Source organism: Pseudomonas sp. Z1-12 (genome assembly GCF_051132015.1).
GTDB classification, from domain to species: domain Bacteria; phylum Pseudomonadota; class Gammaproteobacteria; order Pseudomonadales; family Pseudomonadaceae; genus Aquipseudomonas; species Aquipseudomonas zanjanensis.
Genome location: NZ_CP071647.1, coordinates 4,144,650 through 4,157,774 on the forward strand (window position 1 = coordinate 4,144,650; position 13,125 = coordinate 4,157,774).

The following is a 13,125-nucleotide window of genomic DNA, read 5'->3' on the forward strand; positions in this document are numbered from 1 at the left end:
CCGGACTCGTTGGAAAAGAAGGCCATGCTCACGTCCTTCCAGTCGTGCTGGCGAGGATCGCCGCAGGAATATCGCAAAGGGGCAATACGCGCTCCGCCGCCCCCAGCTTGAGCGCTTCCTTGGGCATGCCGAATACCACGCAACTGTCTTCATCCTGGGCCAGGGTCCGGGCGCCGGCCTCGCGCATTTCCTTCAGACCGCGCGCGCCGTCGTCGCCCATGCCGGTCATGATGATGCCCAGCGCATTCCTGCCGGCCGCGCGAGCAGTAGAGCGAAACAACACATCGACCGAGGGGCGGTGCCGGCTGACCGGTGGACCGTCGCGAACCTCCACCTGATACTGGGCGCCGCTGCGTGTGAGCAGCATGTGTCGGCCACCTGGCGCGATCAGTGCGCGCCCGGCCGTGACCCTGTCGCCATCCCGTGCTTCAAGCACCTCAATCTGGCACAGCCGATTCAGCCGTTCAGCGAAGGCTGCAGTGAAACGCTCCGGCATGTGCTGGACGATAAGCAAGCCGGGGCAAACCCTCGGCAGGCGTGTGAGTATCGATTCCAATGCCTGAGTGCCACCGGTAGAGGTGCCGATCGCCACTAGTGTCTCGGTGGTCTGCGGCATGGCTTGGTTGCCGGCCGGCAGGATGGCGTCGGCGGACAGCCTGGCATTGGCCTGGGGTACCAGGCGGCGCAGGTTCGCCCGTGCGGCGCTCTGGATGGCCTGGACCAGTTCGTCGGCGGCGGCGTGAAGAAACTGCTTAAGGCCCACTTGAGGTTTGCCAATCACTCCCACCGCCCCTTCGGCCAATGCCTGCAAGGTTGTCTGGGCACCGGCGGCGGTGAGGGTGGAACAGATCACCACCGGGGTCGGCCGTTCGACCATCAGTTTTTTAAGGAAGGTGATGCCGTCCATGCGTGGCATTTCCACGTCCAGCACGATGACGTCAGGCCACTGGCGTTGCATCTTTTCCAGGGCGAACAGTGGATCGACGGCGACGCCGATCACTTCGATTCCCGGGCGCTCGGTGAGCATGGCTGAGAGCACCTGGCGCACCACGGCCGAGTCATCGACGATCATGACCTTGATGGGTTTCATACGTCACAGTCCTGGCGGGCACCCATGGCGGATGGAATGTGTTTGAGGGACACGTGGCCGCTCCAGAGATCGAAAATCAGGTTGCGATGACCGATGCCTTCCACATGGGCACCCCGGCAGGTCAATCCATGGGCCTGGAGCAATTGCAGGGCCGCGCCGACGTTTTTCTTGCCCACATGAGCGGCCTTTTTTCTGCCCATGGCCGGGAACATGTCACCGCCACCGAACAGTTGGATGCGAAATTCCGTGGCCGACACACCGTGGCAGCGGGCTTGGCGGAGCATCAGCTCAATGGCTTCGTCGCCATAGCGGCCGTCCAGCTCGTTCATGGACGGCTTGGGCCGCGTCGGTAGCATGAAATGGCACATCCCGCCGATCAACAGCGTTGGATGCCAGAGCACCAGGGATACGCAGGAGCCCAGCAGGGTTCGGATCCGCGTGTAGCGGTCGCCGAAATACAACTCTCCCGGTTGCAGGAAAATTTCGATGATGCCGTCGGGTCTACGCATGGGGCTTCCGATAGATGGACGGCGCGACGACTTTCAGCTCGTCGCAGACCCCGTTCAGACTTTCCGAATGGCTGATGATGAAATAACCACCGGGACTGAGCAGCGGCAGCAGACGCCGCACCACTTGGCGCTTGGTCTCGAGATCGAAATAGATCATCACGTTACGCAGGAAGATCACCTCGAACTCTCCCAACGGGGGCAATGCGGCGTTCAGGTTGATCTGCTGGAAGCTCACGCGGTTGCGCAGGGCTGGATCGATCAGCAGCGTGCCGGCGTGCTCGCCGACGCCCTTGAGGCAATGCTTGACCAGCAGCGGACGGGGAATATCTTCAGCATCGGTGGCGGGATACAGGCCGCTGCGGGCCTTTTCCAGCACCCGCGTACTGAGGTCCGAGGCGAGCAGTTCCCAGGGCCGATTGCCCAAGGCTTCGGCCAGGGTCATGGCGATGCTGTAGGGCTCCTCGCCGGTGGAGCATGCCCCGCTCCAGACCCGTAGCGTGGTGCGCTGCGCCAGCTCCGGCAGGATGCGCTCGCGCAGGAACGCAAAGTGCTTGGGTTCGCGGAAAAAGTAGGTTTCGTTGGTGGTCAACAGGTCCACCGCCACTTGCTGCTCTGCCTGGTCACGCATCAACAGGCGAAAGTAGTCACTGTAGCTCGATAGTGCATGTTGACGGATGCGCTTGGCCAGGCGACCACTGACCAGCGGCTTCTTCGCATCGGACAAGCTGATCCCGGCGATGTCAAAGATCATGCCGCGGTACTGCTGGAACTCCTTATCGGAGAGCACCAGGTTATTCATTGCGTGTAGATCCTTGCAGATATTTCATGATGCGGCGCCTTTTTCTCAGACAATGAAGTGCTTGACCATGGCATTCAGCTCGCCGGCCAGGCCCGCGAGTTCACGACTGGATGCATGAGTCTGGTTCGCACTGCTCGACGCCAGCACGGAAACATCGCGAATATTGAGCAGGTTGTTATCGACTTCACGGGCCACGTGGGACTGCTGCTCGGTCGCACTGGCAATGCTCAGGTTGCGCTCGTTGATCTGCACGATCGCCTCTGCGATCAAACCCAACGCCAAGCCCGCCTCGCGGGCAACTTCCAATGTTTTTCTCGTTTTTCCGCTGCTGTCCTGCATGGCACTGAGCGCACCTTGGCTACCCTTTTGCACCGAGTCGATAATGCCCTCGATCTGCTTGGTCGACTCCTGGGTTCTCTGCGCCAAGGCTCGTACCTCGTCCGCTACCACGGCAAAACCGCGCCCGCTCTCCCCTGCCCTCGCCGCTTCGATCGCGGCGTTCAACGCCAGCATATTGGTCTGCTCGGCGATACTACGGATGACATCAAGCACGGTGGTGATGGCGCCAGTCTGTTTCGCCAGAAATTGCAGGGTATCGGTGGCATGCTCAATATCACCGGTCAACGACTCGATTGATTCCACCGTCCGACCAACACTCCCCCGGCCGTCTAGAGAACGTTGCTCGGCGGACTGGGAAACCTCGGATGCCGAGGCGGCATTGCGTGCTACATCCGCAATCGCGGTGGTCAATTCGTTGACAGCGGTAACCGCTTGATCCAGTTCGCCGTTCTGTCGATTCAAGCCGCGCGTGGCGTCTTGGGTCACTGTACTCAGTTCCCCGGCGGTCAAGGCCAGGCGCTCGGCGGAGCGCACGATGTGTTTGACCGTGCCACGCAGTCCTTCTTGCATGCGATGTAGCGCGTGCAGCAAGCGGGCCGGTTCATCGGTGCCGAAGGCGTCTATTGAATGGCTCAAATCGCCTGCGGTGATGCGCTCGGCCGCCGTCAACGCAACCTCAAGCTGCTTGAGCAGGCGCAGGACCATCGAGGTCGCCAATGCGGTCCCGGCCAGCAACAGCACCAGCAAGCCAGCCGACATCAGGATCACACTGTTCCGTGCACTGTCGCGTCGGGCCTCGAGCGCCTCGGCCAGGACAACCAGGGCCGGCTGGTTGAAGGTGAACAGCGCGTCGATGGTCCGGGTATAGGCCGCCAGATAATCCGCGGCCGGGTAATGCAGTTCACCCGCGGCAATCAGATGGGTCTCGGTCAGTTTCAGCGTTTGTTCGATTTGCGGACGCAACGTCGCCAGAGGGCCGCTCAATACGGCATTGAATGAAGGGCTGGCGGCATTGACCTTTGCGAAAGCGCGGTTCAGCTTGTCCAAGCTATTCAACGTTTGAGTCGTCAGGCTGCTCAGGGCCGCGCGTTGCTCGGGCTGTATCTGCCTCCGCGCCAAGTGCAAAGCCCCCGTCGCGCTCAACTGTCCGAGCAATTCGCTGGTATGCGGGACTTCAACCAGAGCGCCAGTGATCAAGTAGTAGGTTTCGAAGATCGGGTCCAGCGACAACTCGAAATGATCGAGCAGCGAATCCTCGATTTGAAGACCCGCCATGATCAGTTCGACATGCCGCGTCATGCTTTGGGTACCGTCAAGGGCCGCCAGGGATACCTGGCTCGCCAGCTCACCCCATTGGCGATGCATCTGTTGCAACGAATCCAGGACGGCGGAAGGAACTTGAGCCTCGCGCAGCTCGCGTTCGGTTCGTTCGAACTCGCGCTCCACATCGGCCTGCTTGCTCAGCCTGTCCCCGTTCAGCACACGGTTGCCTCCCAGCACGGCGGATGAAAGGCCGCTGTGTTGCTGCATCGCTCGAATGAGAGCGAGCACCTGCTGAACAGGTTGCGTGCCACGGGACTCTTGTACGGCCTGGCGACTCTGACCCAAGGAACCGAGTACATACAGCGACGTCGGCGCGGCAATCAACCCCAGGCACAACAGGGCCAGCAGGGAAAACTTGCCGGGTAAAGACAGACGTTCTAACAAATTCATTGAAGGGATCTCGGTACGTTGTCAGGAATTTGCAGGTGAGCACTCATGTCGGCAAGCACTCCTGTACCGTCGGCTGGGCCATCGAGCGCGGTAGCACGAAACCGCTTGCCGAAAATCCGCGCTCGACATGCAGCAGACTGACCCGGCGCTGACTGACAGTGGCTGTGCCGAGAATGAAGTCATTGCGGACTTTGCTGTCACTGATCACCGGCGGTTCGATTTCAATGGGTGAAATTTCCAGCACCTTATGGACCCCATCCACCACCACGCCCAATCTTTGCATATGATCGTCACGGGGCAGCTCGAGGATGACAACACAGGTGCCCCAGCCCATCTCTATAGGGCGCCCGGCGAGGTGCAAGCTCAGGTCGATCACCGGCACCAACGTATTGCGCAACCTAATCGCCCGGCGCAACGTCAAGGTCGTGGGCGGTTTAGTGACGAGTTGACTGGCCTCGACGATGGCATGGATGTTTAACGTGCTTACCGCGAACAGTTCGCCGCCCACCGTCAGCGAGAGGTAGTAGTTGCTGGGGGTTGGGCTGTCGGCGGCCAACGCCAGATCGATTTCGGTACGTGCCAGATCCTGCTTTTTTTCGAGCATATGGGCGGTAAGCTCGGTCAGCAGGTGCATCTTGGCGGCGAGCCTGGCCAGGTTCTGGTCATGGGTGGCGCCAGATGTTACGTCCGGTAGCGCGGGCGAAGCGTTTTCTTCCCTCCCGGCCTGCCCGGCCTTGAAGGCGCCGGGCACTGAGTCGCGAAAAACCGATGCGATGGCGTTGAGCTGTTCGATCGACTGATGCAAATCATTCAACCTGAGGGGCTCAACCCCGGCATCCGGCTCGACGGGAGCGCTTGGCCGGGTATCGATGCGTCTCTGGAGGACCATCCAGCCAACCAGCATCACAAGGCCGGGCACGACGGCCAACAGCAACCAGAACGACAAACCGCCTCCAGAGATCAGTGAACCCATGACATCACTCCTGGAACCGCACAAAACCTGTCGGCGCCGCCCTGTCCGTCTTGCCACGGCTGATCGAGGGGTGGGCGGCGCCGGTGGCGGAGCGTTGTCCGGCAAGGGTACCGACCGGTTCGTGGGCGCTATGCCCGGCCAGGGTGAAGAACCGCATCAGTTGCTGCAGCTGTTCGGCCTGGCTGCTCATTTCTTCAGCGGTAGAAGCCAGTTCCTCGGAGGACGAGGCATTCTGCTGGGTGATCTGGTTGAGCTGGTTCATCGCGGTGTTGATCTGGTTGACACCGGTGGATTGCTCTTCGGAAGCCGCGGCGATTTCCTGGACCAGGTCGCTGGTCTTGGCGATCCCCGGGACGATCTGGTCCAGCAGGCTGCCGGCGCGTTCGGCCAGGGCCACGCTGCCCTTCGCCACTTCGCCGATTTCCTGGGCCGCGACCTGGCTGCGCTCAGCCAGTTTGCGTACTTCGGCCGCCACCACGGCAAACCCCTTGCCGTGTTCACCGGCACGGGCGGCCTCGATGGCGGCGTTGAGGGCCAATAAATTGGTCTGGTAGGCGATGTCGTCGATGATGCCGATCTTGTCGGCGATGCTTTTCATCGCGGCGACTGTCTGCTTGACCGCCTCGCCGCCTTCGACCGCTTGCTTGGCGGCGCTGCCGGCCATGCCGTCAGTGACCCGGGCATTTTCGCTGTTCTGTTCGATGGAGGCGGACATCTGCTCCACCGACGCCGAGGTCTGCTCGACGCTGGCGGCCTGCTCGGTCGCCGCCTGGCTCATGGAAAGGGAGGTAGAACTGATTTCGTCACTGGCTGAAGCAATATTCCCGGTCGCGCCGTTAACTTCGCCAATGATGTTGGAAAGCTTGGCAATCGTATTATTGACCGCGCTCTTGAGTGCCTCGAACGTCCCTTGGTATTGCTTATCGATGCCCTGGGTCAGATCGCCCTGCTCCAGGCCACTGAGGACGCGCAACACATCCTTGAGCGCATTGTCCGCCGTACCGACGATCTGGTTCATGCCTTCTGCCACCAGCTTGTAGAAACCCTCTTTGTCTTCGCTGGCGACACGCCCCGAGAAATCCCCCGCGGCCGCGGCTGCTACCACTTGGACGATTTCCTGTTCGGCGCCGACTTCCAAGGTACGGTCGATCCATTCCAATACCGTGCCCAGGCGCTCGCCGTCGGGGTTATAGATAGGGCTGGCACTAAGCCTGAACACCATATCGCCCACCGGCACCTGAGCGACATGAGTGCCGCGCAGGTTGCTCAGCAAGTTGCGCTGGTGGCTGGGGTTCTTATGAAAAATGTCAAAGTTCGCGCCAATGATCTTGTCCGCGCTGAACTGCGGCAGCGCCTTGCGCATGTTGGCCTCGGAGCGACGCATCAACGCCTCGGTAGACCGGTTCATGTAGCGGATGATGCCGTCGTTATCCGCCATCATGACGTTGACAGAGGCGTTATCCAGGGTGGTCTTCAGGTTGGTGGCAATAGCGGCGGCGGCAGCGGCATCTTTCAACTGCTGGCGTGTGGTCTCGATGGCGGCATTGATGAAAGCCTTTTTGCCGGGCAGCTGTTCCATCGGCGCATCCAGGTTGCCATCACCCAGTTCCTTGACGCACAACATGGCTTTTTTCTTTGCCCCGATGTGACCTTGCACCATGGTGTTGACGCCTTCGGCCATGGTTTTGTAGGCACCCTGGAATTTGCTCGTGTCGACGATCACGTCGATGTCGCCCTTGTCATGCTCCACGGACATGCGATTCATCTCGACGATCAACATCTGCAAGCCGGCGGACACACGCTGCAGGGCCGTATTGAGCTGGCCGGTCTCATCACGGCGTGCGGTGGCGACAGTTGTGTTCAGATCGCCCGCCGCGAGGCGGTTGGTCGCATCAATGACCTCCCTTAATGGCCGGCTGATGGAGCGGGTGATGAAGAAGGCGATCAGCCCACCCAGCAAAATAGCCGTGGCCAATACGACGAGCATCAACCGGACACCGATGCTGTAGTTATGGGCCGATTGACTGACGGCCTCCTCGGCTTGCCGCTGCTGGTAGGCCACCATGGTGTTGAGGGCGGCGAACAGGCTTTCCTGCTGCTCTGCCATCTCCCCCATCAGGAGATTGGCCGCGTCTTGGTTGCGATTATCGGTAGCCAGTCGCAACACCTCATCCGTCATCGGAACAATTTTCTGGAAACGGGCGCGGATATCGGTCGAAATCTGCTGGGATTCGTCCCTGGAAACGCCAAGCTCCATCTCGCCGAGTACCTTGTCAAAGGCGGCGCGTGCCACCCGCAGCCGTTCGATTTCCGTGCGAGTACGCTCCGGATCAGTGATCAGAATGCTGTTGCGGCTGGTCCGCGCGATGATGTTCATCTCGTTACGCAGCGTGGCGACCTGAATAATGCGGGCCATGCGCAGACTGGCGACTTCGTCGAGGTCGGCCTTGATGTCCTGCATGCGCGCGATGCCCATATAGGCGAGCATGGCGGTAAGGACCAACACTGCGGCGAAACCAAGGGCCAGGCGAACGCCGACCCGCATATTCTTGAACATGGCATTTCCACTTGTTTGAATTGTCAGGAGCGCTCACAAGCGCCATGGCTTCTTTTTGCTTCGTCTTACTCGCCGGCTGCCGTCTGCGCGACCTCGGTCAGCGCGGCGAGTTCGTCCACCGAAAGCACTCGGCCGATGTCCAAGAGGATGACGAAACGGCCACCGACCTTACCCATGCCCAGGATGAAATCGGTACGGATATGCGCGCCGAAGGCCGGCGGCGGCTCAATGTCCGCCGGGGCAATCTCCAGTACTTCGTTCACCGCATCCACCAGCACGCCGATCACTTGTTGGCCCTCGGTGTGATCCACCTCCAGGATGACAATGCAGGTGCGCCGACCGACTTGCGTCAGGCGGCCGCCGAAGCGCGCGCCAAGGTCGATGACCGGCACCACCGCGCCGCGCAGGTTGATCACGCCACGAATGCTGGGGGGCATCATCGGCACGGCGGTAAGCTGGCCGTATTCGATGATTTCCTTGACGCTGAGCGTACCCACGGCGAACGGTTCGCCGCCGAGGGTAAACGTCAGGTATTGCCGCACTTGCGGCGCACTGTCGGGGCTCTGCACGTTGATCGATTGGCTCATGGGATTACTCCTGGAAACGCACGAAGCCGGCCGGCACCGCGCCGCGAGTCCCCGCCACCCGAACAGGGACCGGCAGGGTCGCGACAGCCCTGGATCGGCTCGACGGGCCAGCGGATGGCACGCCTCGATCCGTCTCACCAGGGCCGGTCAGGGTGAAGAAGCCCATCAGTTGTTGCAGCTGCTCAGCCTGGCCACTCATTTCTTCGGCAGTGGCGGCCAGTTCTTCGGACGCCGACGCGTTCTGCTGGGTGATCTGGTTAAGCTGGTTCATCGCGGTGTTGATCTGGCCAACGCCGGAGGACTGCTCCTCGGACGCCGCCGAAATCTCCTGGATCAGGTCGCTGGTCTTGCTGATGCCAGGGACGATCTCGTCCAACAAGCTGCCGGCGCGTTCGGCCAGGGCCACGCTGCCCTTGGCCACTTCGCCAATTTCCTGGGCCGCGACCTGGCTGCGCTCGGCCAGCTTGCGCACCTCGGCCGCCACCACGGCAAACCCCTTGCCGTGTTCGCCGGCGCGGGCGGCCTCGATGGCGGCGTTGAGGGCCAGCAAATTGGTCTGGTAGGCGATGTCGTCGATGATGCCGATCTTGTCGGCGATGCTCTTCATCGCGGCGACGGTGTCCTTCACTGCCCCGCCACCTTCGACGGCCTGCTTGGCGGCACTGCCGGCCATGCCCTCGGTGACCCGGGCGTTTTCGGTGTTCTGCTCGATGGACGCCGACATCTGCTCGATCGAGGCCGAGGTCTGCTCGACGCTGGCGGCCTGCTCGCCTGTGGCCTGGCTCATCGATTGCGCGGTGCTAGACACTTCTTCCGAAGCGCTGCTCAAGGCATTGGCCGAACTGCGCACCTCGCCAATGATCTGCGAAAGCTTCGCCACCATGCCCTGCAGGGCACCTTTGAGCTGGCCTATCTCATCGCGGCTTTCGACTTCGATGCTGACGCTCAGGTCACCTTGGGCCAGGCGATTGGCAACCTGCACCGAATCGTTGAGTGGGCGGGTAATCGCCCGGGTAATCAGGACCGCGCTCAGCCCACCCAACAGAGTGGCAACACCCAGCAGGATGAAGGACAGCAAGCGAATCCGGTCATACTCGGCCTGCTCTTGTTTGTCGTTATCCGCGAAGGAGGCTTCCTGCAACTCAATCATGTCGTTGAGCTGCTTGGCGTATTGCCCCTGAAATTGCTCCAGATCGCCATAGAGCAGCGCCATGGCCTGATCGGCCTGGTTGGTTGCCCCCAGCTCGACCGCGCGATTAAGCGCCTGACCGTAATTGTCTCGAACGGTCTTCAGGCTCTTGAACAGGCTTATCTCGTCGGGCTCATTGAGCAGCTTCTCCAGGGCTTCCATCCGTGCATCCTGCTCCTGGCGGATGACCTGCATTTTTTTTTGCAACCGTTTCATTTCTTGTTCGTCGCCTTTGAGAATCAGGTCCCGAATCACAATGTTGGTGTCGCCCAGCCCGCTGTCGATATCGTTACTGATCTGCACTTTCGGATAGGCGTTATCGGTGATGTCGCTAACGATCAGGTGCACATTTGAAAGACCGCCGATGCTCATGATGACCAGTGCAAGCATCAACAACAGCACGAGCGCATACCCTGAGCCGATCTTCGTGCCGACCTTCATGTTGGAAAACGTATTCATGTTCGAATCTTCTTTATCTATCGAAAAATTAAGGACGCAGGCATAAAAAATGGCTGTCAGTTGTCGGCATTCGCGGGCTGCCGGGTGCCGACGATCTGCTTGATCAGGCCGCTGACATCCAGGATCAAGGCGACCTCCCCGCTGCCCAGGATGGTGAAACCACCTACCCCGCCGACCCGACCGAAGACCTTGCCCAGCGGTTTGATCACGGTCTGGAATTCACCCAGCAGGCGATCCACCACCAGGCCGGCCCGTTGCCCGGCGAACTGCACCACCACCACGTTTTCCCGGCGCGATGCAGTGCCTTCGATGTCGAACAGCTCCCGCAGGCGAATGAACGGCAGTACCTCGCCACGCAGGTTGAGATAGTCACGGCCCTCGTTGGCGGGCAGCTCGATGCATTCCACCACCATGTCCTGGGGAATCACGTAGCTGGCACTGCCGATGCCCACCATGAAGCCGTCGATGATCGCCAGGGTCAGTGGCAGGCGGATGCGCAAGGTCGTACCTTGGCCCTCGACGCTGTTCAACTCGACGCTGCCGCGCAGGGCGGTGATGTTGCGCTTGACCACATCCATGCCGACGCCGCGACCGGAGAGGTTGCTGACCTGCTCGGCAGTCGAAAACCCCGGCTCGAAGATCAAGTTGAAAATATCCTGGTCGCTGAGGTTCTGCCCCTCGCTGACCAGACCTCGCTCGATGGCCTTGCCCAGGATCCTTGCCTTGTTCAAGCCACCGCCGTCATCGGCGACCTCGATGACGATGCTGCCAGCGTCATGAAAGGCATTCAGGCGCAGCCGTCCCTGGGCCGGCTTGCCCTGGGCCCGGCGTACTTCGGCGGATTCGATGCCATGGTCCATGGCGTTGCGCACCAGGTGAGTGAGCGGGTCGCCGATGCGCTCCACCACGGTTTTGTCCAGTTCGGTCTCACCGCCACTGATGTCCAGCAGGATGTCTTTGCCCAGTTCCTTGGCAACGTCGCGCACCACACGCTGGAAACGGTTGAAGGTGGAGCCGATCTGCACCATGCGCAGGGTCAATGCCGAGTCGCGGACTTCTTCCACCAGGCGTGCGAGGACCGCCGTGGCCTCCACCAGTTCACTGGCGCCGGCGTTGCGAGCGGCGAGATTGGCACCGGCGCCGGCGATGATCAGTTCACCGACCAGATTGATCAATTGATCGAGCTTGCCCGCGTCGACACGGATCAAGCTGTTTTCTGCTTGGCGAACGTCTTTGACGGGCGACTTTTTCAGTGCTGCCTCGGGCTCCTGCGCGGGAATGATCGGCGGGTCAATGGCTGACGGATCGATGGACGAACCGCTCGACGCAGCGTCCGGCGCCAAGGACGTCTGAGTACCGCAGCGTATAAGGAAAATCTCCCCCATACGCAGGCTCTCCGGGGGTAGCGCCTGGATCATCTGCCGGTATTCATCGGTATTGCTGTGGGGTGCCAGGATGTGTATCTGGCTGTCTTCACGGATGAACTCGAACACGCCTTCAATGGTGGCCTGGTCGGCACTGCTGTGAAAACCGATCTCGAAGCCCAGGTAGCAGCTTTCCGGGTCCATCTCTGCCCCCGCCGGCAGGCTGTCGCTGAGGGTCACGATGTTGCAGATATGCCCCAGGGTGGACAGATAGCGAATGAACGCCAACGGGTCCATACCGTTGCGCAGCAGGTCGCGGCCCAGGCGCAAGGAAATATGCCAGTGGTGAATCTGCGATGAATCGCCGCTGTATTCGGCGTCTGGCTCGGCTTCGACGGGCTGCGTGGTGTGTGCCACCGGCTCGGGGGTTTCGCCCAACAGCCCGCGCAACAAGTTGAGCAGGTGGGCACCGTTTTGCTGCACGGACGGCTCCGGCAGCTTGTGGTCGGCGACCAGTTTCACCAGCACGCCGATGTGATCGCAGACCCGCAGGAACAACGCCGTCAACGCCTCATCGAAGTGCAACTGCTTCTCGCGAACCCGATCCAGGACGCTTTCGGCCACATGAGTGAAGGCCACGATGTCGTCCAGACCGAACAGGCCGGCCGACCCCTTGATCGTGTGGGCGGCACGAAAAATGGCATTGATGGTGTCATCGTCGTCCGGGGCCAGTTCGATATGCAGCAGGGCATCTTCCATTTGCTGCAGCAACTCGAGGCTCTCGACGATGAAGGTCTGTTGTGCGTCATCCAGGTTCATGGTCGTGGCCTTTTCATGAATGGTTCAGTTGCGGCAGGATCGGGTCGGCGAAGAAATCGGCCATGTCGCACAATCGGAACACCTCCACTACCGCTGAACTGTGGTGGCTCAACTGCAACTGCCGGCCGCGAGCGATCAAGGCTTTCTTGGCCATGATCAGCAGTTGCAGCCCGGCGGTATCGAGTTCCTGCACCGCTTCCAGATCCAGCTCCACGTTGCCTCCCTGGCCGATCACCTCATCGAGGCGCCTTTTCCATTCGGCGGCGGTGTAGATGCTCAGCTCGCCGTCGATGGCGATGCGTTGAGGGGCGTGGGTGTTCATAAGCGTCTATCCGATTGAAATAAAAAGGCCGGTGTCTACGGCAGGACAAGCTTGGAGACGGCCGTGAGCATCTGTGCCGGCTGGAAGGGCTTGACCACCCAAGCCTTTGCCCCGGCCGCCTGGCCTTCCTGCTTCTTGGCGTCGCTGACTTCGGTGGTGAGCATGATCACCGGCGTGAACTTGTAGGCCGGCAGCTGCTTGGCCGCACGGACGAAAGAGAGGCCGTCCATGTTCGGCATGTTGACGTCGCTGATGATCAGGTGCAGCTTGCGACCGTCGAGCTTGCTCAAGGCGTCCTTGCCGTCACAGGCCTCGACAGTCTCGTAGCCGGCGCTTTTCAGGGCGATGCTGACGACCTGGCGCAGGGACGCGGAGTCATCGACGATCATGATGGTTTTGGCCATG

General features: G+C 60.9%; 11 protein-coding genes and 1 pseudogene. All 12 read right to left on the minus strand.

From position 1 onward, the window contains the following. Positions 1-28 precede the first annotated feature (28 nt). Positions 29-1,090, minus strand: a complete 1,062-nt coding sequence (locus tag J3P85_RS17500) for a protein-glutamate methylesterase/protein-glutamine glutaminase (RefSeq protein WP_434702671.1) — start codon at positions 1,088-1,090, stop codon at positions 29-31. Then, entirely contained in the window at positions 1,087-1,599 is a 513-nt protein-coding gene (locus J3P85_RS17505; protein WP_434702673.1) for a chemotaxis protein CheD, read from the minus strand. The genes J3P85_RS17500 and J3P85_RS17505 overlap by 4 nt, the downstream gene beginning before the upstream one ends. Next, the gene (locus tag J3P85_RS17510) at positions 1,592-2,398 is read right to left on the minus strand and encodes a CheR family methyltransferase (RefSeq protein WP_434702675.1); all 807 of its coding nucleotides are present in this window, start codon (positions 2,396-2,398) and stop codon (positions 1,592-1,594) included. The genes J3P85_RS17505 and J3P85_RS17510 overlap by 8 nt, the downstream gene beginning before the upstream one ends. A gap of 45 nt (positions 2,399-2,443) precedes the next feature. Beyond that, on the minus strand, positions 2,444-4,450 hold the full coding sequence (locus J3P85_RS17515) for a methyl-accepting chemotaxis protein (RefSeq protein WP_434702676.1): 2,007 nt from the start codon (positions 4,448-4,450) through the stop codon (positions 2,444-2,446). 43 nt (positions 4,451-4,493) lie between these two features. Continuing rightward, positions 4,494-5,396 carry a chemotaxis protein CheW gene (locus tag J3P85_RS17520; RefSeq protein ID WP_434702677.1) on the minus strand — a complete coding sequence of 301 codons (903 nt, stop codon included), beginning with the start codon at positions 5,394-5,396 and terminating at the stop codon, positions 4,494-4,496. A gap of 31 nt (positions 5,397-5,427) precedes the next feature. Beyond that, the gene (locus J3P85_RS17525) at positions 5,428-6,201 is read right to left on the minus strand and encodes a methyl-accepting chemotaxis protein (protein ID WP_434706397.1); all 774 of its coding nucleotides are present in this window, start codon (positions 6,199-6,201) and stop codon (positions 5,428-5,430) included. Positions 6,202-6,345: 144 nt separating this feature from the next. Further along, a pseudogene (locus J3P85_RS17530) lies at positions 6,346-7,980 on the minus strand (MCP four helix bundle domain-containing protein); the annotation flags it as partial. A 65-nt stretch (positions 7,981-8,045) separates the two neighbouring features. Further along, on the minus strand, positions 8,046-8,567 hold the full coding sequence (locus J3P85_RS17535) for a chemotaxis protein CheW (RefSeq protein ID WP_434702678.1): 522 nt from the start codon (positions 8,565-8,567) through the stop codon (positions 8,046-8,048). Positions 8,568-8,571: 4 nt separating this feature from the next. Further along, on the minus strand, positions 8,572-10,215 hold the full coding sequence (locus J3P85_RS17540) for a methyl-accepting chemotaxis protein (RefSeq protein WP_434702679.1): 1,644 nt from the start codon (positions 10,213-10,215) through the stop codon (positions 8,572-8,574). A gap of 56 nt (positions 10,216-10,271) precedes the next feature. Further along, positions 10,272-12,398, minus strand: coding sequence for a chemotaxis protein CheA (locus tag J3P85_RS17545; RefSeq protein WP_434702681.1), 2,127 nt, complete (start codon positions 12,396-12,398; stop codon positions 10,272-10,274). A 13-nt stretch (positions 12,399-12,411) separates the two neighbouring features. Then, the gene (locus J3P85_RS17550; RefSeq protein WP_434702683.1) at positions 12,412-12,720 is read right to left on the minus strand and encodes an STAS domain-containing protein; all 309 of its coding nucleotides are present in this window, start codon (positions 12,718-12,720) and stop codon (positions 12,412-12,414) included. A 35-nt stretch (positions 12,721-12,755) separates the two neighbouring features. Further along, positions 12,756-13,124 carry a response regulator gene (locus J3P85_RS17555; protein ID WP_433861544.1) on the minus strand — a complete coding sequence of 123 codons (369 nt, stop codon included), beginning with the start codon at positions 13,122-13,124 and terminating at the stop codon, positions 12,756-12,758. Position 13,125 lies beyond the last annotated feature (1 nt).